We start from the raw sequence: 20,394 nt of genomic DNA on the forward strand, positions 1-20,394 counted from the left end.
GGCTCAGCCCTTGCGCAGCGAGTGCGGGGCCGGCGCGGGCTCGGGGGCGGCGGGCGGAGCCGTCAGGTCGCGGGCCAGCAGCGTCGCCCCGGCGACGGCTCCGGGCATCAGGAACACGGCGACGAGCGGGACCACGAAGGCGAGGGCGAGCGGGACGCCGAAGCCGAGCACCGCCATCCGGCGGCCGCGCAGCAGCACGAGCCGGTCCTTCAGGACCATGCCGCGGCGCTGGAGGGCGACGGCGGTCAGTTCCTCGGCCAGGAAATAGCCGGTGACGCAGAAGCCGAGCGCCGGGATCACGGTCTGCCCTATGACGGGGACGAACCCGAGGGCGAAGAGCAGCACCCCGTAGAAGGCCACGCGCAGCAGGATGCGGACGGAGTCGCGGGCGGAGATCCAGAGCTCCCGCCAGAGGGGCAGTCCGGACTCGGGCACGTCGCCGCCCTCGCTGCGGTCGACCTCCTCGGAGAGCGACTCGTAGAACGGCTGGCCCACCAGGAGGGTGACGGCGGTGAACGTGACCACCGCGAGGAACAGGCCGAGGACGAAGACCAGCACGACCAGGGTGTTGCGCAGGAGCCCCTGCCAGGGTGAGGACCAGTCGTCGGCGAACGGGGTGACCCAGCCGGCGAAGTCGTCGGCGCCGTAACCGAGTCCGACGAGCGCGCCCGCGTAGACGACGAGGGTGATCAGCGCGGGCAGGAGACCGAAGCCGAACCACCGGCCGTGCCCGAAGGCCCAGCGTTGCCCCTTTATCAAGTACCCGAAACCCGCCCCGAGATCACTCATGGCGTCAGCGTACTTGCGCGAACCATTGACACCGCCCCTGGCCCGTCATTACGGTCACGCCAGCATTTCGAACGAGTGACGAAATACCGAACACCACGAGAGGCAACACCCGTGCGCATCACCGGAATCAGCACGCATGTCGTCGGCACGCCGTGGCGGAACCTCACCTACGTCCAGGTCCACACCGACGAGGGCCTCACCGGTGTCGGTGAGACCCGGATGCTGGGCCGCACCGACGCGCTGCTCGGCTATCTGCGGGAGGCGACGGCCAACCACATCGCCGGGTCCGACCCGTTCGCGGTCGAGGACCTCGTCAAGCGGATGAAGTACGGCGACTACGGGCGGGCCGGGGAGATCGTGATGTCCGGCATCGCGGTCATCGAGATGGCCTGCTGGGACATCAAGGGCAAGGCCCTGGGCGTCCCGGTGTGGCAGCTGCTCGGCGGGAAGGTCACCGACCGGGTCAAGGCCTACGCCAACGGCTGGTACACCACGGAGCGCACCCCGGAGGCCTACCACAAGGCCGCGCAGGGCGTGGTGGAGCGCGGTTACCGCGCGCTGAAGATCGACCCCTTCGGCACGGGCCACTTCGAGCTGGGCCAGGAGGAGACGCGCTACGCCGTGTCCCTCATCGAGGCCGTGCGGGACGCCATCGGTCCCGACACCGAGCTGATGCTGGAGATGCACGGGCGGTTCAGCCCGTCGACGGCGGTGCGGATCGCCCGCGAGATGGCACCGTTCCGCCCGGCGTGGCTGGAGGAGCCGGTGCCGCCGGAGAACCTCAAGGCGCTCGCCAAGGTCGCGGAGAAGGTGGACCTGCCGATCGCGACCGGTGAACGCATCCACGACCGGATCGAGTTCCGTGAGCTGTTCGAGTCGCAGGCCGTCGACATCATCCAGCCGGACGTCGGCCACATCGGCGGCATCCTGGAGACCCGCAAGCTCGCGGCGACCGCGGAGACGCACTACACGCTGATCGCACCCCACAACGTGGGCGGTTCGGTGCTGACCGCGGCCAGCCTCCAGGTCGCCGGCTGCACGCCCAACTTCAAGATCCTTGAGCACTTCAACGACTTCGCGGACGCCGACATCAAGAAGGTCGTCAAGGGCGCCCCGGTCGTCGACCCCGCCACCGGCTGCTTCGAGCTCTCCGACGCCCCCGGGCTCGGCGTGGAGCTGGACGTGGAAGCGGCGGCCGAGTTCCCGCAGCAGCAGGCGCGGTTCGACCTGTGGGCGGACGGCTGGGAGAAGAGGCAGCCCAAGTGAGCGTCGTATCACGCGCGTTGGTCGTGGAGCGGCCCGGCAGCCACCGGCTGACCGAGGGGCCGCTCCCGGAGCCGGGCCCCGGCGAGGTCCGGGTGCGGGTCGCGGCGGCCGGGGTCTGCATGAGCGACCGCGAGCTGTACGACGGCCACCGCGACCCGGCCTACGTGCGCTACCCCGTGGTGCCCGGACACGAGTGGTCCGGGACGGTGGACGCCGTGGGCGAGGGCGTCGATCCCGCGCTGGAGGGACGGCGCACGGTCGCCGAGGGCTTCCGGGCCTGCGGACGCTGCGAGCGGTGCAGACACGGCGAGACCTCCCTGTGCACGGCGGGCTACGACGAGACGGGGTTCACCCGGCCCGGTGCGTTCGCCGACCACGTGGTCGTCCCCGCCCGACTGCTCCACCCGCTGGCCGACGACGCGGACCTGCGGGCCGCCGCCCTGCTGGAGCCGGCCGCGGTGATCGCGGCCGCGGTGCGGGCCGGGGCTCCGGAGCCGGGTGAGCGGATCGCCGTGCTGGGCGCGGGCACGCTCGGGCTGCTCGCGGTCCAGCTGCTGGCCGCGGTGTCGCCCGCCGAACTCACGGTGATCGACCCGCGGGAGCAACGGGCCTCCAGGGCCCTGGACTTCGGAGCGGGCGAGGCGCTCGACCCGAAGGAGGCGGAGGAGGTCCGGGGCCGCTACGACCTGGTCGTGGAAACGGCCGGGGCGCCGTCCACCGCCGCCGATGCGTGCCTGCTGGCGCGGCGCGGGGGTCGGGTGGTGCTGACGGGGATGTTCACCCCGGGAGCCGTGGGGATCGACCCCGTGCACCTGTCGCTGAGCCAGCTCACCGTGCGCAGCGTGTTCGGGGCGCCGTCGGCGGCCTGGTCCCACGCGGTGCGGGCGTTCACGGCCGGGCTGCTCGACCCGGCGCCGCTGATCACCCACGAGTTCCCTCTCGACCGGTTCGCCGAAGCGGTGGCGCTGGTGGGCAGCGGGGCTCCGGACACCGGGAAGGTGCTGCTGCGGCCCTGACCGGCCCTCCTTGAACCGTGCGCCGGTACGGCGGCGCCCTGACCGCCTCCGTACCGGCGCACACCCCGAGATCCGAATGTCGTCCGAAATACCGAACATGAAGGACCTGTCGTGAACGACGCGCTTGCCCCCACCCCCGGCACGGCCGGCCCCCGCCGCCCCGGCGAGGCCGTGCTCCCCGCGCTGGGCCTCGGCCCGGCGCCCCTGTCCCCGGCAGACGCCTCGCCGCACGCCTTCCCCGACGGAGGGAGCTGGCGCACCGAGGTGCCGTCCGTGGAGGGCCCGGAGGCCCTGGGCGTCGTACTCAAGGAGTCCGCCAGGCTCGACGTGCCCGTGCACCGCATCAGCCAGGGCAGCGGCATCTGGATGCTGACCGACGCGGAGATCACCGAGATGGTGGAGGGCTGCGCCGAACGGGACATCGAGCTCTGCCTGTTCACGGGACCGCGGGGCACCTGGGACACCGGCGCCTCGGTGCGTACGGACTCCGGTGGCGCGGGCCTGCGGGCACGCGGCCACGACGCCCTGGCCGGCTGCGTCGAGGACGCCCTGCGCGCGACCGGGCTGGGGGTGAAGTGCCTGCTCGTGGCCGACGAGGGAGTGCTCTGGACCCTGCACCGGCTCCGCGAGCAGGGGGCCCTGCCCGCGGACACCACCTTCAAGGTGTCCGCGTTGATCGGGCCCGTGAACCCGGCGTCGTACGCCGTGTTCGAAGGACTGGGCGCCGACTCGGTCAACGTCCCGTCCGATCTGACCCTCGCTCAGTTCACCGAGATCCGGCGGGTTTCGGGGGCGCCGATGGACGTCTACATCGAGGCTCCGGACGACCTGGGAGGTTATGTGCGGATGTACGAGGTCGCCGAACTGATCAGGCGCGGCGCCCCGCTGTATTTGAAGTTCGGCCTGTCCAAGTCGCCCGGCATCTACCCGTACGGCCAGCACCTGCGGGAGCTGACACTGGCCACCGCGAAGGAGCGGGTGCGGCGTGGCCGGCTCGCCCTGGACCTGCTCGCCCGTCACGGGGCGGACGGAGGCATGGCCGCGCTCGGCACCCGCCTGCCGGGCTCGCTCAACCGCTTCGAGATCTCGTCATAACGTTCCGGAAACAGTCTCCCCAAAAGACGACACAGCCGCGCACAATCCCACACACCCGTTCTCGGTAGATCCGCTTCCAGCGTTCCGGTGTCTCCGGACCGAGCCCTGACCCACACCAAGGATGATGACTATGCGCAACCGCAGAGCCGCACTTGCCGCCATCGCCTCCGCCGCCTCCCTCGCCCTCACCCTGACCGCCTGCGGTCAGAACAGCGAAGGCGGCAGCGACGAGAACAAGGGAGGCAGCGACGGCGCCACCATCGGCATCGCGATGCCGACCAAGTCCTCCGAGCGCTGGATCGCCGACGGGGCCAACGTCGTGAAGGAGCTGAAGGGCAAGGGGTACAAGACCAAGCTCGCCTACGGCGAGGACGACCCGGACCAGCAGGTCTCGCAGATCGAGAACATGATCACGCAGGGTGTGGACGCCCTGATCGTGGCCGCGATCGACAACAAGTCCCTCGCCAACGTGCTGCAGCAGGCCAAGGACGCCGACATCCCGGTGATCTCCTACGACCGGCTGATCCTCGGCTCTTCGAACGTCGACTACTACGCCTCCTTCGACAACGAGAAGGTCGGCGAGCTGCAGGGCACGTACATCGTGGACAAGCTCGGCCTGGGGAGCGGCAAGAAGGGCCCCTTCAGCATCGAGCTGTTCGCCGGTTCCAACGACGACAACAACACCAAGTACTTCTTCCAGGGCGCGATGAACGTCCTCAAGCCGTACGTGGACAAGGGCGAACTGGTCGTCAGGTCCAAGCAGACCGCCCTCAACCAGGTCACCACCCTGCGCTGGGACGGCGGCACCGCGCAGAAGCGCATGGACGACCTGCTGACGTCCAGCTACCGCAGCGCCCGGGTCGACGCCGTGCTCTCGCCCTACGACGGCATCTCCATCGGCATCCTCTCCGCCCTGAAGTCGGACGGCTACGGCACCAAGGCCAAGCCGATGCCGGTCGTCACGGGCCAGGACGCCGAGGTCGCCTCGGTGAAGTCGATCATCACGGGTGAGCAGACCCAGACCGTCTACAAGGACCTGCGCCAGCTCGCCAAGGTCGCCTCGAACATGGTCGACGCGGTCCTGAACGACAAGAAGCCCGAGGTCAACGACACCAAGTCCTACAACAACGGTGTCAAGGTCGTCCCCGCCTTCCTGCTGCAGCCGGTGAGCGTCGACAAGGCCAACTACAAGGAAGTCCTCGTGGACGGCGGCTACTACACCGAGAACGACCTCAAGTAACCGGGCTCCCTCAAGGATTGGAAGGCAAGACCATGGCGGGACCCGTCCTGGAAATGCGCTCGATCGTCAAAACCTTTCCCGGCGTCAAAGCGCTCTCGGACGTCACACTGACCGTCCGGCAGGGCGAGGTCCACGCCATCTGCGGGGAGAACGGCGCCGGCAAGTCGACCTTGATGAAGGTCCTCTCGGGTGTCCACCCGCACGGCAGCTACGAGGGGGACATCCTCTTCGAGAGCGAGACGTGCCGGTTCAAGGACATCCGGGCGAGCGAGCAGCACGGCATCGTGATCATCCACCAGGAGCTGGCGCTGGTGCCGTACCTCTCCATCGCGGAGAACATCTTCCTCGGCAACGAGCACGCCAGGCGCGGGCTCATCAACTGGAACGACACCCTCAGGCACGCGGGCGAACTGCTGCGCCGGGTCGGTCTCGACGAGCACCCGGAGACCCGCGTCGCCGACATCGGCGTGGGCAAGCAGCAGCTGGTGGAGATCGCCAAGGCGCTGTCGAAGAAGGTGAAACTGCTCATCCTCGACGAGCCGACGGCGGCGCTCAACGACGAGGACAGCGGCAAGCTCCTCGACCTGATCCTGCAGCTCAAGGACCAGGGCATGACCTCGATCATCATCTCGCACAAGCTGAACGAGATCCGCCGGGTCGCCGACTCGGTCACGATCATCCGCGACGGGCGCTCCATCGAGACGCTCGACGTGAAGGCGGCGGAGACGACCGAGGACCGGATCATCAGCGGGATGGTCGGCCGCGACCTGGAGCACCGCTTCCCGGAGCGCACCCCGCACCACCCGGAGGAGGGGGCCGCCCCCGCCCTGGAGATCCGCAACTGGACCGTGCACCACCCCATCGACCAACAGCGCAAGGTCGTCGACGACGTCTCGATCGAGGTGCGGCGCGGCGAGATCGTCGGGATCGCCGGTCTCATGGGCGCCGGCCGCACCGAGCTGGCGATGAGCGTCTTCGGCCGCTCCTACGGCCGCTACGCGGGCGGCACGGTCCTCCGGGACGGCACCGAGATCCGTACGAGGTCCGTCCCCGAGGCGGTGAAGCACGGCATCGCGTACGCCACCGAGGACCGCAAGCACTACGGCCTCAACCTCATCGACACCATCAACCGGAACATCTCGCTGACCGCCCTGGGCAAGGTCGCCCGGCGGGGTGTGGTCGACGAGCACGGGGAGCGGCAGGTCGCCGAGGACTTCCGCAGGTCCATGAACATCAAGGCGCCGACCGTCTTCGAGCCGGTGGGCAAGCTGTCCGGCGGCAACCAGCAGAAGGTCGTCCTCAGCAAGTGGATCTTCGCGGGTCCCGAGGTGCTGATCCTGGACGAGCCCACGCGCGGCATCGACGTCGGTGCCAAGTACGAGATCTACACGGTCATCGACCGGCTGGCGGCCGAGGGCAAGGCGGTCGTCTTCATTTCCTCCGAGCTGCCGGAGCTGCTCGGCATGTGCGACCGCATCTACACGATGGCCGCGGGGCGGCTGACGGGCGAGTTCTCGCGGGCCGAGGCCTCGCAGGAAGCGCTGATGCGTCAGATGACGAAGGACAACGAGGTAACCCGATGAGTACGGACCTGACCGACAGGACCCCGGCCCCCGCACCGGCCGGCAAGGGCGGGCCGGCCTCCGGCGACGGCCTGCTGCAGCTGGTGCTCGGCGGTATGCGCCGCAACATGCGCCAGTACGGCATGCTGATGGCCCTGGGCCTGATCGTGGTGCTGTTCGCGGTGTGGTCGGGCGGCGACCTGCTGCTGCCGCGCAACGTCTCCAACCTGGTGCTGCAGAACAGCTACATCCTGATCCTCGCGATCGGCATGATGCTCGTCATCATCGCGGGCCACATCGACCTCTCGGTCGGCTCGCTGACCGCGTTCATCGGTGCGATGGCCGCCGTGCTGATGGTCGAGCACGATCTCCCCTGGCCGCTCGCCGTGGTGCTGTGCCTGGCCATCGGCGCCGTCGCGGGCGCGCTGCAGGGCTTCTTCATCGCCTACCTCGGCATACCGTCGTTCATCGTGACCCTCGCGGGCATGCTGCTCTTCCGCGGTCTCACCGAGATCTTCCTGAAGGGCCAGACCCTCGGCCCCTTCCCGAAGGACCTGCAGGAGATAGCCAACGGCTTCCTCCCCGAGGTCGGCCCCAGCACCAACTACCACAACCTCACCCTGCTGCTGGGCTTCGCCCTGATCGCCTTCGTGGTGTTCCAGGAGGTGCGTGACCGCAAGCGCCAGCAGGAGTTCGCGCTCGACGTGCTGCCGGCCAAGCTGTTCCTGCTCAAGCTGGTGGCGCTGGTCGCGGCCGTCCTCGTGGTGACCCTGCTGCTGGCCAGCTACAAGGGCGCCCCGGTCGTGCTGCTCATCCTCGGCGTGCTCGTCGTCGGGTTCGGCTACCTGATGCGCAACGCGATCATCGGCCGCCACATCTACGCGATCGGCGGCAACCTGCCCGCGGCCAAGCTGTCGGGCGTGAAGGACAAGAAGGTCACCTTCCTGGTCTTCCTGAACATGGGCATGCTCGCGGCCCTGGCGGGTCTGGTCTTCGCCGCCCGCTTCAACGCGGCCTCGCCCAAGGCGGGCCTCAACTTCGAACTGGAGGCCATCGCAGCCTCGTTCATCGGCGGCGCCTCGATGAGCGGCGGTGTCGGCACGGTCCTCGGCGCGATCATCGGCGGTCTCGTCCTGGGTGTGCTGAACAACGGCATGAACCTCGTCGGCATCGGCACCGACTACCAGCAGGTCATCAAGGGTCTCGTCCTGCTGGCCGCGGTCGGCTTCGACGTCTGGAACAAGCGCAAGGTCGGCTCGTAACACTTCGCCTTCGAGAAGGAGTTGTTTCATGACCGGTACCAGCAGACGCACCGTTCTGGCGGCCACGGCCGCCACCGGGCTGGCGGTGGCGGCGGGCTCCCCGGCCGCCCACGCCACGCCCGGCGGACGCACCCCGTCCCGGGAGCACTTCGGCACGCTCGCCGACGGGACGAAGGTGTACCGCTGGACCCTCGCCAACGGCGGGACCCGGCTGAAGGTCCTCTCGTGGGGCGGTGTCGTCCAGTCCCTGGAGACACCGGACCGCAGGGGGCGCACGGCGAACATCGCGCTGGGCTTCGGCGGCCTGCCGGACTACGTGGCGAAGTCGCCCTACTTCGGCGGCCTCATAGGCCGGTACGGCAACCGCATCGCCGGAGGCCGCTTCACCCTCGACGGGGTCACGCACCAACTCCCCCTCAACGACGGCCCCAACAGCCTCCACGGTGGCGACCAGGGCTTCGACAAGCGGATCTGGCACATCGAGCCCTTCACCTCCCGAGGTGAGGTCGGGCTGGTCCTGACCCGGACCAGCCCGGACGGCGAGGCCGGTTATCCGGGCGCGCTCGCCGTCCGTGTCGTCTACGCCCTCACCTCCCGGGGCGAGTGGCGCATCGACTACACGGCCACGACGGACCGGGCGACCGTGCTCAACCTGACCAGCCACACCTATTTCAACCTGGCCGGCGAGGGCGGCGGGAGCGTCGACGGGCATCTGCTGGAGCTGGCGGCCCGGCGCTACACGCCCGTGGACGCGACCCTCATCCCGACCGGCGAACTCGCCCCGGTGACCCGCACGCCCTTCGACTTCCGGCGCGCCCGTGCCATCGGCGACGCCGTCCGCACCCCGCACGAACAGATCGGCCACGGCAAGGGGGTGGACCACAACTTCGCGCTGGACAAGGGGATCACGTCCCGCCCGCAGTACGCGCTGACGGTGACGGACCCCGGTTCGGGACGCGTCATGAAGATGTACACGACCGAGCCGGGCATGCAGGTCTACACCGGGAACTTCCTGGACGGCACGCTCACCGGGACGTCGGGCCGGGTCTACCGGCAGGGCGACGCGTTCTGCCTGGAGTCCCAGCACTTCCCGGACTCCCCCAACCAGCCGTCGTTCCCCTCGACGGTGCTGCGTCCGGGCGCGACCTACCGGTCCACGACGGTCCACGCCTTCTCGGCGCGCTGACCGCCGCACCGCGTCGCCATCACGTCCGAGGGCCGCACCCCCTGCGACAGGGGGTGCGGCCCTCGGACGTGTGCGAGCGGGCTGCCGGATCAGGCGACGGTCAGCTCGACCTTGATGTTGCCGCGGGTGGCGTTCGAGTACGGGCACACCTGGTGCGCCTTCTCGACGAGCGCCTGGGCGGTGGCCCTGTCGACGTTCGGGATGGAGGCGCTGATCGCGACCTCCAGGCCGAAGCCGCCCGCCTCCGTCTTGCCTATGGAGACCGACGCGGTCACCGTCGAACCCGAGATGTCGGCCTTCTCGCTGCGGGCGACCACACCGAGCGCGCCCTGGAAGCAGGCGCTGTAGCCGGCCGCGAAGAGCTGCTCGGGGTTGGTGCCCGCGCCGCTGCCGCCCAGCGCCTTCGGCGGGTTGACGACGACGTCGAGGTTGCCGTCGTCGGAGGAGACGCGGCCGTCACGGCCGTTCTCGGCGGTGGCGACGGCGGTGTAGGCCACGTCTATGTGCTGGATGGTCATACGGGTGATTCCTCCTGCTGGTGCGCCGCGGCTCGCGCCCACGACCGCGACGGCCTGGGCCGAGCCTAACGGCTGAGGTCGGGAAACGGTCAGGCGTCGAGCGAAACGACCATCTTTCCGGTGTTCTCGCCACGCAGCATGCCCACGAAGGCGTCGTAGCCGTTCTCGATGCCCCGGACGTTCGTCTCGGTGTACTTGAGGGCTCCGGATGCGATCCAGCCGGCCACCTCCTGCACGAACTTCGGCTGGAGCGCCGCGTGGTCGCCCACGAGGATGCCCTGCAGGCGCAGACGCTTTCCGATGACGAGCGCGAGGTTGCTCGGGCCCGGGGTGGGCTCCGTGGCGTTGTACTGCGCGATCATCCCGCACATGGTGACGCGGCCGTGCAGGTTGAGCGTGGAGAGCGCGGCCTCCAGGTGCTCACCGCCGACGTTGTCGAAGTAGACGTCGATGCCGTCGGGTGCGGCCTCGGCGAGCTGCTCCCGGACGGGGCCCTTCTTGTAGTTGAAGGCGGCGTCGAAGCCGTACTCCTCGACGAGGAGCTTGACCTTCTCGTCGGAACCGGCCGAGCCGATGACCCTGGAGGCGCCCTTGATCTTCGCCATCTGGCCGACCTGGCTGCCGACCGCGCCGGCCGCGCCGGAGACGAAGACGGCGTCGCCCTCCTTGAACGAGGCGACCTCGAACAGGCCCGCGTAGGCGGTGAGCCCGGGCATGCCGAGCACACCGAGGTAGGCGGACACGGGAGCCAGCGAGGCGTCGATCTTCACCGCGTGCTCGGCGGGCACCTCGGCGTACTCGCGCCAGCCGAGGCCGTGCAGGACGTGGTCGCCGACGGAGAAGCCCTCTGCGGCCGACGCCACGACCTCGCCGACCGCGCCGCCCTGCATCGGGTGGTCGAGCTTGAAGGGCGGAGCGTACGACTTCACGTCGTTCATCCGGCCCCGCATGTACGGGTCGACCGAGAAGTGCAGGTTGCGGACGAGGACACGGCCCTCGGCGGGAGCGGTCACCGGCGCCTCACGCAGCGCGAAGTCCTTGGCCTCGGGCCAGCCGTGCGGACGGGCGACGAGGTGCCATTCACGGCTCGACGTGGGAAGTGCTGCGGACATGGGCTCGGGTTCTCCTCGGTGTCGGACGGTGCGGGAAGCCGAAAAGCTTCAGGACATGAAACAACCATGCGTCGCGATATTTCACCTTGTCAAGTAATTCGGTACGCTGGGTGTCATGGCCACCTCGCACACGGACCCCGTGACCCTCGATGTCATCCGGCTCATCGGCGGCGTCGTGGCGCGCTACCACGAGGAGTACGACCGGGCCGCCGCCGCCCACGGCCTCACCGGCGCGCAGGCGCGCGTGCTCGGGCTGCTCTCGCTGGAGCCGATGCCCATGCGCAGGGTCGCCCGGAAGCTGAAGTGCGAACCGTCCAACATCACCGGGATAGTCGACCGGCTGGAGCTCAGGGGGCTGGTCGAGCGGCGCCCGGATCCGGCCGACCGCCGGGTGAAGCTCGCCGCGCCGACCGACGAGGGCGTGCGGACCGCCGCCCAGCTGCGGGACACCCTGGACTTCGCCCGGGAGCCACTGGCCGAGCTGTCGACGGCGGAGCGGACCGTGCTGCGCGACCTGCTGCGCAGGATGCTCGGCGAGGAGACCGTCTGAGGCCCACAAGCCTCAGACGCACCACCAGAGCCACGGCGTGCACGTCTTGGAGGGGGACGGGGTGGGCGTCGGAGCGCCGCTGGGCTCCGGACTCGCCGGCCCTTCCGTCGGCCCGGTGGAGCCCGACGGCTCCACCGGTCCACCGGTGCCACCGGGCCCGTCCGGACCGGAGGACGAGGCGGACGGCGACGGGCTCCCGGGGCGCGTGGCCGAGGCGGAGGGTCCCGGCGTCGCGGAGCCTTCGTCCCCGTCGTCCTCGTCCTCCCCCTTGGTGCCACCGGAGCGGGAGGCGGTCACCGGGACGACGGTGGGAGCGTCCACCGGCCCGGCGTCGTCCGGCCCCGCGCCGGAGGACGCCGACGGCGCGCTCTCGGTGGCCGTGTCCGCGGCCTCGCTGACGTATTCCGCCGCGCCGCTGTCGCCCCCGGGCTCGATGGCGAGCTCGGCCAGGCTCAGGGCGCCGACGGCCAGCACGACACCGGTGGCCGTCAGCAGCAGCGTGCGTCCGCGACGGCGGTGACCACGACGCCCCCGGCCGCGCGGGGCGGCTTCCTGGGCACGACGACGGTGTCCGGTGGCCCTGGGGGAACCGGAGGTCTCGCTCGCGGGCCCCTCGTCGGGGCCGGGACGGGCCGGGGCCGCGGGAACCGCGTAAGGGGCCAGCGCGTCGGCGGGTGTTCCGCAACCGGCGCAGGCCAGGGCCCCGTTGAGGTGCCGTTGGCACGGGTGGCAGTAATCCATCGCGCCCGCAGACTAAGCGCGCGGGGAACACCACAGGAAGCCGCACACGTGAGGATCCTGTGTGGAATCCCGAACTCCGGGGCACGCCGTCCGATACGCGTGACACGCGGCAGGATGGGCCCCATGACCCCTCCCGCCCCGTTCGGACCGCTCCAGTTCCAGCTCGTCCTGCTGCGCCGCATGGCCGACCACCGGCCCGGCCTCGTCGAGGACGCCCGCATCGAACTGGGCGCCTCCCTGGCCCAGATGCGCGAGGCGAACCGCCGCTGGCAGGCCATGCTGCGGGCCCCGCGCGGCCGGGGCGCGCTGCGCCGCTACCGCTCGGTGCTGGGCGAGCCCGAGACGTCCCTGCGCCGCACGGTCGGCGACCTGGAGTGCGACGCGTTGCTGTGGCGACTGCCCCTCTGGCCGGACCTGCGGTTCGAGGTGATGGCGGGGCCCGGCGGGGCCGTGTGGAACGAGTGGCTGGTGCGCGCGCCCGGCGTGGCGGGACCCGAACTGAACGGTGCCGGGGACCTGCTCCCGTGGTCCTGCACCGTCGACGAGGTGGCCAGGGCCTTCGCCCCGGTGAGGCCCATGGAGGGCAGCGCACCGACCCGCTGGGCCCTGTCCTTCACCGACCCGGCCGACGGCCGGCCGCTGGTCGCCGAGTTCACCTGGGGCCTGTTCCAGCGCCTGCTCCCGGGCCGGCCCTGACACCTGTCACGCCGTCAGCTCCGGGTCCCCCCTACGGCTCACCCAGCGCGCGCCGGGCCCTCCGCGGCGCGACGATGCCAGGAGAGCCGGCTGCCGCCGGTGCCCCCGCCAGCGCTCTCGGGAGACCCTGCCGTGACCGTCAGTCTCGATCAGTTGCGCCGTTGCCATGTCGCCGTCGATCTCGGGGCCGCGAGGACCCGTGTGTACGTCAAGGGAGTCGGGCTCGTCGTGGACGAGCCCAGTGTCGCCGCCGTGAACACACGCACCGGCTCGCTCATCGCGGTCGGCGCCCTGGCCGAGCAGATGACCGGCCGCACGCCCGCGTACATCCGGGTGGCCCGCCCGGTGTCCGGCGGGACGGTCGTGGACATCGACATGGCCCAGCGCATGCTCCGCCACCTCCTCGGCGAGAAGCTCCGCCGCCAGCTGCGCCGCAAGCCCCGGCTGCGGGCCGCCGCGTGCACCCCGCACGACGCCGATCCGCTGGCCCAGCGGGCGACCGTCGAGACCCTCGTCGGGCTCGGGGCGCGGCGCGTCGAGCTGGTCGACACCCTGATCGCGGCCGCCGTCGGCTGCGGGCTCCCGGTCGAGCAGCCGACCGCCACCATGATCATGGTCTGCGGGGCCGCCACCACCCAGATCGCGGTGCTCTCGCTCGGCTCGATCGTGACGGCCGTACGCATCCCCATCGGCGGGGAGGCCATCGACCACGCGGTGATCCAGCACCTGCGCCAGCACCACGAGCTGATGCTGCCCAGCCAGTCCGTGCGGCCCCTCCAGCTGGCGCTCCGGGGCAACGGTCTCACGCTCAACGGGCCGGCGATGACTGAGATCCACGGCCGGGACGTCGCCACCGGCCTGGCCCGCTCGGTGCAGGTCGACACCGCCGCCGTACGCCAGGCGATCCACACGCCGCTCACCGCCGTGCTCGACGGACTGGGCAAGGTGCTGCGCGACTGCCCGCCCGACCTGGTGGCCGACATCGCGGACTCCGGGATCATGATGGTCGGCGGCAGTGCCCTGCTGCCCGGACTCGACCAGATGCTGCGCGAGGCGACGGGCGTGCCGGTACACATCGCGGAGCGGCCCGACGTGTGTTCGGTGCTCGGGCTCGGCGCGATGCTGGACGGCATGGTCCAGCCGCTGGTCCTCGCCCCGATCGCCGGCTGAGAGCCGCGGGGCACGCCGGTGGCGGAGACGGGGCTCGACCTGCGGACCACTCTCCAGCACATCGTGGACACCGCGGCGGCGCTGGCCGGGGCACGTCACGGCGCCCTGGCCCTCCTCGATCCGGAGGACCGCCACGTCACGGACCTGTTCACGACGGGCATGACCGACGCCGAACGCCTGGGCACGGGTCCGCTCCTCGACGGGCGGACGGGATTCCTCGGGGCCCTCGTCGACGACGCGCAGCCGGTAAGGGTCGACGACCTGCCGCCCCGCCCGGCCTCCGACGGCGCTCCGCCCCTGATGCGCTCGTTCCTCGGGGCCCCGGTGCGGGTGCGCTCCGAGGTGCTCGGCAGCCTCTGCCTCACCGCGGAGGAGCCCGGGCGGTTCTCCGACACCGATCTGGCGCTGCTGCGACTGCTCGCCTCCCAGGCAGCCGCCGCGATCGGCGGCGCCCACCTCTACCGGGCGGCCCGGCAGCGGGAGCGCTGGATCGACGGGGCCGCCGCCGTCACCCGGGCGCTGCTGACGGGCGCCGGCACGACCGACGCCCTGACCACCGTCGCCGAGCGGGCCCGGGTGCTGGCCGGTGCGGCGGCCGGGGTGATCCTCCAGCCGACCGACGACGGCGGGATGGAGATCGTCGCAGCCTCCACCCTCGACGATCCCGCGGGCCTCGTCGGTACCGCCATCGCGCCGGGCTCCCCCGTCCTCGTCCAGCTGCTGAGCGGTGAGGAGGTCTTCATCGACGACTCGTCGACGGATCCCCGGATGACGACCCCGGTCCGTTCACGGTTCGGCCCCAGCATGATGCTGCCGCTGCAGAGCGGCGGGCGGCTCATCGGCACGCTCGCCCTGCCCCGGCGCAGGGGCGGGCTCCCGTACACGGACATGGACCGGCTGCTGGCCTCGCAGTTCGCCTCCCAGGCCGCGCTGGCCCTGGTGATGGCGGACGCGCAGCACTACCGGGAGCAGCTGGCGGTCTACCAGGACCGCGACCGCATCGCCCGTGACCTGCACGATCTCGTCGTACAGCGGCTGTTCGCGACGGAGATGATGCTGGAGTCGACCCGCCGCAAGGACCTGGAGGGCGACGCGGAGACCGCCGAACTGCTCACCCGGGCCGTCGACGAGCTGGACTCCACCATCCAGGAGGTCAGGACGGCGATCTTCGCGCTGCAGCAGCCGCCGGCCGAGGCCCCCGCCACCTTCCGGGGCCGGGTGCTGCGGGAGACCGGTGGCGCCGCGGCGGTGCTCGGCTTCCAGCCGTCGGTGCACTTCGCGGGTGCGGTGGACACCCTGGTCGTGGAGCCGGTGGCCGGCCGGCTGCTCGACGTCCTGCGCGGGGCGCTGGCCGCCGCCCACCGCCGGGCGGCCGTGTCGGCGATCGAGGTGGAGGTGGACGCGACGGCGCGTCAGCCCGACGGGCGTGCGGCGGTGCGGCTGGTGGTGGCGGACGACGGGCGCGGCGAGGACGGCGCACGGTCGCCGACCGTCACCTGGCAGGTGCCGCTCTGAGCGCGATGCGGGTGTTGGAGTGGGCGACTCCCGCGTCCTTCTTGAGCCGGCGCAGCAGGGCGTCCAGCGAACCGGGGTCGGCTGCCGTGGCACGCACCAGGTAGTCGTGACCGCCCGTCACGTGCACCACCTCGGTGATGCCGGGCAGGGTGAGCACCGCGCGCTCGAACTCCTCGTTCGTCGTGTCGAGGCGCAGCGACACGTCGATGAAGACGACGAGCCCCGAGCGGGTGTCGGCGGCCGGGTCGACGATGACGGTGAAGCCGCGGATCACTCCGTCGCGGCGCATGCGGCGTACGCGGTCGCCCGCCGCGTTGGCGCTGAGCCCCACGCGTACACCCAGATCGCGGTACGAGATCCGGGCGTCCTCCTGGAGGATGCCGAGGATCTCTCTGTCCAGCCGGTCCATAAGCACGAGTGTGGCAGCCGGGGCCCGGAAGCGACCGTCGGGAGACGCCCGGACCCGTCGCCGGGGCCCCTCGGCCCTAGGGGCGTCTACGCCGGAGGGCCTTACCCGGATGGCTCAGTCCACCGCGCCCCGCCGACGGGCCGGCTCTTGACTTGCGGTGTGGACACCGTCGGCAAGGCCCCTTCCCCGGAGCGGACCCGGTCGACCGCCGCATACCGGAACCTGGTCATGGCGACGGTCGGATTCACCCTCACCTTCTGGGCCTGGAACCTGATCTCGCCGCTGTCCGGGGACTTCAAGGAGAGGCTCGGGCTGAGCTCCTTCCAGCAGTCGCTCCTGGTCGCTGTGCCGGTGCTCGTGGGCTCGCTCGGCCGCATCCCCGCCGGCGCCCTGACCGACAGGTACGGCGCGAAGCTGATGTTCCCCGCGGTCTCCGCCCTGACGATCGTCCCGGTGCTGCTGCTCATCCCGGCGAAGGACTCCTACGGGGCGATGATCGCCGTCGGCTTCCTGCTCGGCCTGGGCGGCACGACGTTCGCCATCGGCATCCCCCTGGTCAACTCGTGGTTCGCGCCCGCGAAACGGGGGCTCGCGCTCGGGGTGTTCGGCATGGGCATGGGCGGCGTCGCGCTGTCCGGGTACTTCACGCCCCGGATCGCCGACCAGCACGTGGACCTGCCGTTCTGGATCGTCGCCGGAGCGCTGGCCGTGTACTCGCTGCTGGCCGCGGTCCTCATCACCGACCACCCGGACCGCAAGGTGCCTGCGGACTCACTGGGCCACCGGCTGGGGCAGGCGGGCCGGCTGCGCGTGACGTGGGAGCTGTCCGCGCTGTACGCGATCGGCTTCGGCGGCATCGTCGCGTTCGGGGTGTACCTGCCGACGTATCTGAAGACCTGGTACGAGATGTCGCCGACCGAGGCGGGCACCAAGGCCGCCGGTTTCGCGCTGGTCACCGTCGTCTTCCGGCCGGTCGGCGGCTGGCTGTCGGACCGGATCCATCCCGCCCTGGTCACGGCCGCGGCCCTGCTGCTGGCGGCGCTGATGGCCATCGTCCAGGCCTTCGACCCGCCGCTGGACCCGCTGGGCACGATCGCCCTGCTGTGCATGGCGGCCGGGCTCGGCACCGCGAGCGGCAGCGTGTTCGCCCTGGTCTCGCAGGTGACCCCGCAGGCCAAGGTGGGCAGCGTGACCGGCATCGTCGGTGCCATGGGCGGCCTCGGCGGCTTCGTGCCGCCGCTGGTGATGGGCGCGATCTACAGCGCCAAGGGCACGTACTCGATCGGCTTCATGCTGCTCTCCGACCTGGCGCTGGCGGGGTGCGTGTACGCGTACGGCCGCATGCGGAACGTCCGGCGCGACGCTTGAGGCGAGCCCGGCTCCAGGTACGTTCCGGCGCGTACCGCCTAGGCTTCACAGGGTGACCTCTCTTCTGCCCGCGCTGAGCGGAGCGTCCCGCGAGCCGGATTCCCCCGAGGCTGTCCGGTTCGGCGAACACGTCCTGACCTACGCACAGTTGGACGAGGCCTCGGCCTCCCTGGCCGCCCGGATCGCGGGCGCGGGGCGCGTCGCCGTCTGGGCCACTCCGACGCCGGAGACCGTGGTCGCCGTGGTGGCGGCCCTGCGCGCCGGGGTGCCCGCCGTCCCCCTCAACCCGAGGACGGGTGAGCGGGAACTCGCACACATCGTCGCCGACAGCGAGCCCCGGTGGGTGCTGGCCGGGCCGGACGACGAACTGCCGCCCGCGCTCGGCGGTACGGAGCGGCTGGTCGTGGAGGCGGCCGCCGGGGGCGAGGAGCGGGCCCTCCCCGAGCCCTCCCCCGACTCCCCCGCCCTGGTCGTCTACACCTCGGGCACGACCGGTCCGCCCAAGGGCGCGGTCCTGCCGCGCCGGGCGATCGCCGCCTCGCTGGACGCGCTGGAGGACGCCTGGCAGTGGACGGGTCAGGACGTCCTGGTCCACGCCCTGCCGCTGTTCCATGTGCACGGCCTGATCCTGGGTGTCCTCGGCCCGCTGCGCCGCGGCGGCTGTGTGCGGCACCTCGGCCGGTTCTCCGCGGAGGGTGTGGCGCGCGAGCTGCTGTCCGGGGGCACGATGCTCTTCGGGGTGCCCACGATGTACCACCGGCTGGCCGCCGCGCTGGAGGACCCCGCGTCCTCCGCGGACCTGCGGAAGGCCCTGGCCGGCGCCCGGCTCCTGGTCTCCGGCTCGGCGGCACTGCCGGTCCACGACCAGGAACGGATCGCGTCGGCCACCGGCCGCCGGGTCATCGAGCGGTACGGGATGACCGAGACCCTGATGAACACCGGGATGCGGGCGGACGGCGTACCACGTGCCGGGACGGTCGGCCCGCCGCTCCCGGGGGTGGAGCTCAGGATCGTCGAGGAGGACGGCAGCGTCGTCGGGGACCCCGCCTCCATCGGCGAGATCGAGGTGCGCGGCCCGAACCTCTTCACCTGCTACCTGAACCGGCCGGACGCCACGGCGGCCGCCTTCACCGAGGACGGCTTCTTCCGCACGGGCGACATGGCCACCGTCGACCCCGACGGATACGTGCGGATCGTCGGACGCAAGGCCACCGACCTGATCAAGAGCGGCGGCTACAAGATCGGGGCGGGCGAGATCGAGAACGCCCTGCTGGAGCACCCCGGGGTGCGGGAAGCGGCCGTCACCGGGGAACCGGACGCGGACCTCGGCGAGCGGATCGTCGCCTGGGTGGTGCCGGCCGCTCCGGGGGCACCGCCGGAGGCGGCGGAGCTGGCGGATCACGTGGCGAATCTGCTGGCCCCGCACAAACGCCCGCGCGTGGTGCACATGCTCGACGCGCTGCCCCGCAACGACATGGGCAAGATCATGAAGAGGTCGCTCGGTGTCTGACACCCGCGGCGGCCGCATGTCGGCCCGGGACGCCGTCGCCGCCGTCGCCGGGCGCTTCACCGAGCACCACCCCGACGCCCGGCCGGCCGCCGCGGACGGACCGCTCGGCTGGTCCGGCTACGCCGGGTCCAGGGCGCGTGCCGTCGAGAGGACCGGCGAGGAGGAGTCCGTCCTGTACGGGACCGCCGAGGTCGGCGACCGGGAGTGCGTCCTGGTCTCCTTCGAATTCGGCTTCCTGGGCGGCTCGTTGGGCGGCCGCACCGGGGACCGGCTGGAGGCCGCCTACGCGTTGGCGCGGGAGCGGCGCCTGCCCCTGGTCTCGCTCGTCGCGACCGGGGGCAGCCGGATGCAGGAGGGCATGATCGCGCTGATACAGCTCCAGCGTGTGGCCCGGGCCTCCGCCCAGCTGCGGGCCGCCGGGCTGCCGCAGATCGCGGTACTGCGGGACCCGACGACCGGGGGCGGCTGGGCGACCGTCGGTGCGGGCGCGGACGTGGTCCTGGCACTGCCCGGGGCACAGATCGGATTCGCGGGCTCCCGGGTGCGCCCGGCCGGCGCCGATCCGTACGCCTACACCGCCGAGGGGCAGTTCGAGGCGGGATCGGTCGACGCCGTCGTCGCGCCCGGCGAACTCCCCCGCGTGCTGAACCGCTGGCTGACCCTGCTGACCGCGACGGCCGCGGCCGGGGCGGCCCCCGTCCCCCGCGCGCTGTCGGCCACCGGGCTGCCCTCGACCGGCTGGGACGCGGTGGAGCAGGCGCGTGCCGCCGGCCGCCCGCGGGCCGGGGCCTATCTGGACGCGTACTTCGCGTACCGGCTGCCGCTGACCGGCGACCGCTGCGGGGGGACCGACCCGGGGCTGCTGGCCGGTGTCGGCCTGCACGACGGGCGGCCGGTGGCGTACGTCGCGCAGTGCGGCACGGCGACCCGCCCGGCGGGCTACCGCACGGCGGCCCGGGTCGTCCGGCTCGCGGACAGGCTCGGCCTTCCGGTGCTGACGCTCGTCGACACACCCGGCGCGGCCAACGACGCCGAGGCGGAAAGGGCGGGCGCCGGCGCGGCCATCGCCGATGCCTTCGCCGCGGTCGCCTCGGCCGGGGTGCCCGTGACCACGCTCGTGATCGGCGAGGGCGGCTCGGGTGGCGCGCTGGCGCTGGCCGCCCCGGGCAACACCCACGTCACCTCCGACAGCTACTTCTCGGTGATCGCTCCGGAACTCGCGGCGGCGATCCTGAAGCGCGGCCCCGGCGAGGTGCGGGCCACCGCGGACCAGTTGCGGCTGCGCCCCCAGGACCTGGTGGACCTCGGAGTGGCGCGCTCGGTCGTCGGCCCGGCCGGCGCCTGACGCCCACGCGACGCGACCGCGCCCCGTGGGCGACCTGCGCGCCC

19 protein-coding genes are annotated in these 20,394 nt (G+C 71.8%); 14 read left to right on the forward strand and 5 right to left on the reverse strand.

The window, feature by feature from the left end:
* Positions 1-3: 3 nt before the first annotated feature.
* Complete coding sequence (locus tag ACFYY2_RS23630) at positions 4-789, reverse strand: EI24 domain-containing protein (protein WP_388745981.1); 786 nt, start codon at positions 787-789, stop codon at positions 4-6.
* A gap of 111 nt (positions 790-900) precedes the next feature.
* On the opposite strand from ACFYY2_RS23630, the gene ACFYY2_RS23635 reads away from it, so the two are divergent.
* The 7 genes from ACFYY2_RS23635 to ACFYY2_RS23665 all read left to right on the forward strand — a co-directional run bounded on the left by ACFYY2_RS23635 (position 901) and on the right by ACFYY2_RS23665 (position 9,416).
* Entirely contained in the window at positions 901-2,055 is a 1,155-nt protein-coding gene (locus tag ACFYY2_RS23635) for a mandelate racemase/muconate lactonizing enzyme family protein (RefSeq protein WP_388745983.1), read from the forward strand.
* The gene (locus tag ACFYY2_RS23640) at positions 2,052-3,071 is read left to right on the forward strand and encodes a zinc-binding dehydrogenase (protein WP_388745986.1); all 1,020 of its coding nucleotides are present in this window, start codon (positions 2,052-2,054) and stop codon (positions 3,069-3,071) included. The genes ACFYY2_RS23635 and ACFYY2_RS23640 overlap by 4 nt, the downstream gene beginning before the upstream one ends.
* A 111-nt stretch (positions 3,072-3,182) precedes the next feature.
* Positions 3,183-4,166, forward strand: a complete 984-nt coding sequence (locus ACFYY2_RS23645; protein WP_388745988.1) for a hypothetical protein — start codon at positions 3,183-3,185, stop codon at positions 4,164-4,166.
* A 130-nt stretch (positions 4,167-4,296) separates the two neighbouring features.
* Positions 4,297-5,406 carry a multiple monosaccharide ABC transporter substrate-binding protein gene (gene chvE / locus ACFYY2_RS23650; RefSeq protein WP_388745990.1) on the forward strand — a complete coding sequence of 370 codons (1,110 nt, stop codon included), beginning with the start codon at positions 4,297-4,299 and terminating at the stop codon, positions 5,404-5,406.
* A gap of 32 nt (positions 5,407-5,438) precedes the next feature.
* Positions 5,439-6,989, forward strand: a complete 1,551-nt coding sequence (gene mmsA / locus ACFYY2_RS23655; protein WP_388745992.1) for a multiple monosaccharide ABC transporter ATP-binding protein — start codon at positions 5,439-5,441, stop codon at positions 6,987-6,989.
* Positions 6,986-8,230, forward strand: coding sequence for a multiple monosaccharide ABC transporter permease (gene mmsB, locus ACFYY2_RS23660; RefSeq protein ID WP_388745996.1), 1,245 nt, complete (start codon positions 6,986-6,988; stop codon positions 8,228-8,230). The genes mmsA and mmsB overlap by 4 nt, the downstream gene beginning before the upstream one ends.
* 28 nt (positions 8,231-8,258) lie before the next feature.
* Positions 8,259-9,416: an aldose epimerase family protein gene (locus ACFYY2_RS23665; protein WP_388745997.1), complete on the forward strand. Its 1,158-nt coding sequence runs from the start codon at positions 8,259-8,261 to the stop codon at positions 9,414-9,416.
* A gap of 89 nt (positions 9,417-9,505) precedes the next feature.
* On the opposite strand, the gene ACFYY2_RS23670 is transcribed toward ACFYY2_RS23665, so the two are convergent.
* Together ACFYY2_RS23670 and ACFYY2_RS23675 are read right to left on the reverse strand one after the other, a co-directional pair.
* A complete protein-coding gene (locus tag ACFYY2_RS23670; protein ID WP_388745999.1) occupies positions 9,506-9,934 on the reverse strand; it encodes an organic hydroperoxide resistance protein in 429 nt (142 codons plus the stop codon).
* 89 nt (positions 9,935-10,023) lie between these two features.
* Positions 10,024-11,046, reverse strand: a complete 1,023-nt coding sequence (locus ACFYY2_RS23675; protein ID WP_388746002.1) for an NADP-dependent oxidoreductase — start codon at positions 11,044-11,046, stop codon at positions 10,024-10,026.
* A 115-nt stretch (positions 11,047-11,161) separates the two neighbouring features.
* On the opposite strand from ACFYY2_RS23675, the gene ACFYY2_RS23680 reads away from it, so the two are divergent.
* Positions 11,162-11,596 (forward strand): MarR family winged helix-turn-helix transcriptional regulator, encoded by a 435-nt coding sequence (locus tag ACFYY2_RS23680; RefSeq protein ID WP_388746005.1) that lies wholly within the window; start codon positions 11,162-11,164, stop codon positions 11,594-11,596.
* 12 nt (positions 11,597-11,608) lie between these two features.
* Here the strand turns inward: ACFYY2_RS23680 and ACFYY2_RS23685 are convergent, their stop codons facing one another.
* On the reverse strand, positions 11,609-12,337 hold the full coding sequence (locus ACFYY2_RS23685; RefSeq protein WP_388746007.1) for a hypothetical protein: 729 nt from the start codon (positions 12,335-12,337) through the stop codon (positions 11,609-11,611).
* A 123-nt stretch (positions 12,338-12,460) separates the two neighbouring features.
* On the opposite strand from ACFYY2_RS23685, the gene ACFYY2_RS23690 reads away from it, so the two are divergent.
* The 3 genes from ACFYY2_RS23690 (at position 12,461) to ACFYY2_RS23700 (ending at position 15,718) form a co-directional block, all read left to right on the forward strand.
* The gene (locus ACFYY2_RS23690; protein WP_388746009.1) at positions 12,461-13,033 is read left to right on the forward strand and encodes a hypothetical protein; all 573 of its coding nucleotides are present in this window, start codon (positions 12,461-12,463) and stop codon (positions 13,031-13,033) included.
* Between the two features lie 132 nt (positions 13,034-13,165).
* Positions 13,166-14,203, forward strand: coding sequence for a rod shape-determining protein (locus ACFYY2_RS23695; protein WP_388746012.1), 1,038 nt, complete (start codon positions 13,166-13,168; stop codon positions 14,201-14,203).
* Between the two features lie 18 nt (positions 14,204-14,221).
* Positions 14,222-15,718: a GAF domain-containing protein gene (locus ACFYY2_RS23700; protein WP_388746015.1), complete on the forward strand. Its 1,497-nt coding sequence runs from the start codon at positions 14,222-14,224 to the stop codon at positions 15,716-15,718.
* Here the strand turns inward: ACFYY2_RS23700 and ACFYY2_RS23705 are convergent.
* A complete protein-coding gene (locus tag ACFYY2_RS23705; protein WP_073747141.1) occupies positions 15,696-16,127 on the reverse strand; it encodes an Lrp/AsnC family transcriptional regulator in 432 nt (143 codons plus the stop codon). The genes ACFYY2_RS23700 and ACFYY2_RS23705 overlap by 23 nt on opposite strands.
* A gap of 228 nt (positions 16,128-16,355) precedes the next feature.
* Between ACFYY2_RS23705 and ACFYY2_RS23710 the strand changes: the two genes are divergently transcribed.
* The 3 genes from ACFYY2_RS23710 to ACFYY2_RS23720 are packed head-to-tail and all read left to right on the forward strand — an operon-like array spanning position 16,356 to position 20,350.
* On the forward strand, positions 16,356-17,495 hold the full coding sequence (locus ACFYY2_RS23710; protein WP_388746080.1) for a nitrate/nitrite transporter: 1,140 nt from the start codon (positions 16,356-16,358) through the stop codon (positions 17,493-17,495).
* A 52-nt stretch (positions 17,496-17,547) separates the two neighbouring features.
* Positions 17,548-19,005, forward strand: coding sequence for an acyl-CoA synthetase (locus ACFYY2_RS23715; RefSeq protein WP_388746017.1), 1,458 nt, complete (start codon positions 17,548-17,550; stop codon positions 19,003-19,005).
* Between the two features lie 16 nt (positions 19,006-19,021).
* Positions 19,022-20,350 carry a carboxyl transferase domain-containing protein gene (locus tag ACFYY2_RS23720; protein WP_388746082.1) on the forward strand — a complete coding sequence of 443 codons (1,329 nt, stop codon included), beginning with the start codon at positions 19,022-19,024 and terminating at the stop codon, positions 20,348-20,350.
* The last annotated feature ends 44 nt before the right edge of the window (positions 20,351-20,394 follow it).

Origin of the sequence: Streptomyces sp. NPDC001822, assembly GCF_042892135.1 — a bacterium.
Classification (GTDB): Bacteria; Actinomycetota; Actinomycetes; order Streptomycetales; family Streptomycetaceae; genus Streptomyces.

Bases quoted from the DNA above. Each gene is read 5' to 3' on its own strand.
- ACFYY2_RS23630 (WP_388745981.1), bottom strand. From the start codon at position 789: ATGAGTGATCTCGGGGCGGGTTTCGGGTACTTGATAAAGGGGCAACGC.
- chvE (WP_388745990.1), top strand. From the start codon at position 4,297: ATGCGCAACCGCAGAGCCGCACTTGCCGCCATCGCCTCCGCCGCCTCC.
- mmsA (WP_388745992.1), top strand. From the start codon at position 5,439: ATGGCGGGACCCGTCCTGGAAATGCGCTCGATCGTCAAAACCTTTCCC.
- mmsB (WP_388745996.1), top strand. From the start codon at position 6,986: ATGAGTACGGACCTGACCGACAGGACCCCGGCCCCCGCACCGGCCGGC.
- ACFYY2_RS23665 (WP_388745997.1), top strand. From the start codon at position 8,259: ATGACCGGTACCAGCAGACGCACCGTTCTGGCGGCCACGGCCGCCACC.
- ACFYY2_RS23670 (WP_388745999.1), bottom strand. From the start codon at position 9,934: ATGACCATCCAGCACATAGACGTGGCCTACACCGCCGTCGCCACCGCC.
- ACFYY2_RS23675 (WP_388746002.1), bottom strand. From the start codon at position 11,046: ATGTCCGCAGCACTTCCCACGTCGAGCCGTGAATGGCACCTCGTCGCC.
- ACFYY2_RS23680 (WP_388746005.1), top strand. From the start codon at position 11,162: ATGGCCACCTCGCACACGGACCCCGTGACCCTCGATGTCATCCGGCTC.
- ACFYY2_RS23685 (WP_388746007.1), bottom strand. From the start codon at position 12,337: ATGGATTACTGCCACCCGTGCCAACGGCACCTCAACGGGGCCCTGGCC.
- ACFYY2_RS23690 (WP_388746009.1), top strand. From the start codon at position 12,461: ATGACCCCTCCCGCCCCGTTCGGACCGCTCCAGTTCCAGCTCGTCCTG.
- ACFYY2_RS23705 (WP_073747141.1), bottom strand. From the start codon at position 16,127: ATGGACCGGCTGGACAGAGAGATCCTCGGCATCCTCCAGGAGGACGCC.
- ACFYY2_RS23710 (WP_388746080.1), top strand. From the start codon at position 16,356: ATGGCGACGGTCGGATTCACCCTCACCTTCTGGGCCTGGAACCTGATC.
- ACFYY2_RS23720 (WP_388746082.1), top strand. From the start codon at position 19,022: ATGTCGGCCCGGGACGCCGTCGCCGCCGTCGCCGGGCGCTTCACCGAG.